This window comes from Chitinimonas sp. BJB300 (assembly GCF_002735695.1).
Classification (GTDB): Bacteria; Pseudomonadota; Gammaproteobacteria; order Burkholderiales; family Chitinimonadaceae; genus Chitinimonas.
This window is the reverse complement of sequence record NZ_PDZH01000247.1, coordinates 1-2,812: the sequence shown is the minus strand read 5'-3', so window position 1 is coordinate 2,812 and position 2,812 is coordinate 1. Positions and strand designations below refer to the sequence as shown.

3 protein-coding genes are annotated in these 2,812 nt (G+C 50.9%); 2 read left to right on the top strand and 1 reads right to left on the bottom strand.

What is annotated here, in order from left to right; all coding sequences use genetic code 11:
* Positions 1–680: hypothetical protein (locus CSQ89_RS22705; RefSeq protein WP_308418195.1), on the top strand; the 680-nt coding region annotated here is incomplete at its 5' end.
* Positions 681–757: 77 nt separating this feature from the next.
* Here CSQ89_RS22705 and CSQ89_RS23410 read toward each other — a convergent pair.
* Positions 758–1,954 (bottom strand): hypothetical protein, encoded by a 1,197-nt coding sequence (locus CSQ89_RS23410; protein WP_158229079.1) that lies wholly within the window; start codon positions 1,952–1,954, stop codon positions 758–760.
* Between the two features lie 294 nt (positions 1,955–2,248).
* Here CSQ89_RS23410 and CSQ89_RS20860 point away from each other — a divergent pair, with 294 nt between their 5' ends.
* The gene (locus CSQ89_RS20860; RefSeq protein ID WP_099407903.1) at positions 2,249–2,647 is read left to right on the top strand and encodes a hypothetical protein; all 399 of its coding nucleotides are present in this window, start codon (positions 2,249–2,251) and stop codon (positions 2,645–2,647) included.
* Positions 2,648–2,812 lie beyond the last annotated feature (165 nt).

The window sequence follows — 2,812 nt, the reverse complement described above, 5'->3', positions numbered from 1 at the left end:
AGTTTAATGACCGTCTGCATGTCAGTGACAAGCCATTGAAGGCGAAGCGGGGTGTAGCAATTCGCTTGGGCTGGGACTTTGGCTTAACACCCGCCTGTATCGTCACCCAGCTCACCCCACGCGGGCAGCTTCGCATCTTGCGCGAGTTCATTGCCGAGCGGATGGGCGTAGAGCAGTTCACCCGCGATGTGGTGAAACCCCAGCTTCGAGCGCTTTACCCGGAGTGGACATTGGAATGGGATGAAGACCAAGCCGAATGGGAGCAAATCACCGGCTGGGGTGATCCGGCAGGCGTGGCAGCGTCCGATACCGATGAGAAAACCTGTTTCTCGATCCTGCGAGACGAAGGCTTGGACATCACCCCAACCCGAACCAATGCCCCGATAGCGCGGATTGGTGCCGTGGAAAGCTTTCTGGTGCGTATGGTCGATGGTGAACCAGCACTGTTGCTGGACCCATCGTGCAAGACGCTGCGCAAGGGCTTCAATGGTGGCTACCAGCTACGCAAGATGCAGGTAGCAGGGGAAGAGCGATTTACCGAGAAGCCGGACAAGAACCGGTTTTCGCACCCGCATGATGCCTTGCAGTATGTGGCACTGGGGCACCTGGGAAATCCTGGGAACAACGAATCCAAGGACAAACCAAAATCACGGCGTGCGCATGGCTACAAGGCAGTTTGAGATGCTTTAAATAAAAAACCGTGAATGGCTAGAGAAAGCACATTCACGGTTATCGTCAGGCAACTAGCTTTCAAGTATTACTGCGGTAAGCCAAGCTGTGTTTTCAACTCAGTGATTGCTGCTTTGTTAAAGTGAATCTGCGGGTCGACTATTTTGGTTTCTTTGTCAAAATAGGCTGAAGCTTCAGGGGTGATGGTATAACCCATTTGAGTAATCACTAACTTGGCTCCTGCTTTTAAGTAGGTTGAGTTGAATAGCTGACTCTCCACATTTAGTGATGCAGGAAGACTAAAGAAATAGTGAGTATTCTGCGTAGATAACAAGCCTTTGGTCTGAGTTTGACGGTATTGTCCTTCACCAATCGATGCGCCATCAGGTTTGCAGTCTTGCGTTACTTTATAAACTTCGACCTTGCTGTCGCCAACGAGTTTTAAGCCAACTTTGATCGGTGAAAATCCCAACGGTACTTTCCGGAAGAAGCAGTACAAACCTGTTGCATCATCTTTCGAGACGGTAACGTTTGAATTCTGCAATGGTGTATTCGCTGGCAGGATAATATGGGTGCGCAAACCAATTGATCCTGTTGAGAATTTATTATCACCAAATGCATCAACTAGTTTTGCACCAGAAGGTAATACACCATCCATGGCCTCGCCAGTGCTGAAAAACATACTGTTTTTCATCGGTTGATTAGCCAAATCAATTTCTTCGAGTTGAAATCGATAGGTAGGTTGATCAGGATCAGACTTGTGCGTTAACCAGCCGGGGTTCGTCCAAGCAGTAAATTGGTTAGAAAGGGAAATATTCCCTAGCCAGTCTTGCACACCAAATTGATGGTCTTGTCTGTCTAATGCATAGGCAACTTGCGGCGAGAGCAATTGATGCAGAAATACTGGCGAAACTGCTGAACGCTTTGGATCATGATTGTCCGTAATACGGCCGTCTTTATCCATCACAGTATTCAGTACCGATACAGCACCTAAATTTCCAAGGCGATCGACATCAACATGTAGACTATATACATCGCCGTCTATTAAACGCTTGACCGCCGGAGCTGGTGTCGGAGCTGGTGTCGGAGCTGGTGTCGGAGCTGGTGTTGGAGCTGGTGTCGGTGTCGGAGCTGGTGTCGGTGTCGGAGCTGGTGTCGGAGCCGGTGTCGGTGTCGGAGTCGGAGCCGGCTGGCTATCGCCCCCACCACCGCATGCAGTTAAAGCAAAGCAAAGCGACAAACTTGCAGCAAGAACCGTGGTTTTTCTGTTTACAAAATTGCTCATAAAGTACTTTCAATCAATTCGAATAGTGGCATCCAGTTAGGCACTCAAAATAACGGCAAGGTGAGTTTTCACTGTTTGCGATGACAAAGTTATGACAAAAAAATACATGAAAATGAAGATATTAGGAATATCTGTAACTACCAATTAAGGTTTTCCCCTACTTCTTAACGGTATTTTTTACGAGGACAAAATGCCTTTTTGCCGGAAATAGCGCCATTTGATTACGGGTAAGCAGTTGCATCATTCTTGCTCTGACACAGTAAAACACCGGGGGCGCGCTATAGATTTGCGCCTATGAGCGCTCCCGACCAAATCCAAGACACCGGCAAGGCCCAGCGGCAATACGGGCTGATTCGCCACTACACCTACCTCAATGGTGATCCCTGCCTCGTTATTCGGCCTGTCGTGCCAAGGCTGGGCGCCACTGCCTTCGCTGTGCGCCAGGACGATATCTGGCGCTGGCGTACTGACTGCGAAGACGTGCGCATGGTGGCGCAGGCTGCCATCAAGGCGTCCCACCTCCTGCGTCTCGACCCTACCCCGCAAACCTGGACGCAAATCATCACCGTGATTCAAGACGGGCTCGATGAATTGCACTCGATGCCGCCTGCCCCCAAGGAGAAACGCCAGGTTGTCGGCGAGTTAGAGGTGTTTGCCAATGGCCGACGCTTTAGGAAGGACATCTACCAGTGACTGACATGGCAGATGACCGTCTGGTCAACGTCAAGGTGCACAAGCGCGTCGACCCGATTGCGGCCGAGGCTGGCCGGTCCTTCCTGGGCCGGGGTGATGACCAGGCGCAACCCGACAATGACCCGCTCGATAGCCCACCGATGCAGGCGCTGTTCCGTCGATTGA

Coding starts and splice junctions, on each gene's coding strand:
- CSQ89_RS23410 (WP_158229079.1), bottom strand. CDS start 1,954: ATGAGCAATTTTGTAAACAGAAAAACCACGGTTCTTGCTGCAAGTTTG.
- CSQ89_RS20860 (WP_099407903.1), top strand. CDS start 2,249: ATGAGCGCTCCCGACCAAATCCAAGACACCGGCAAGGCCCAGCGGCAA.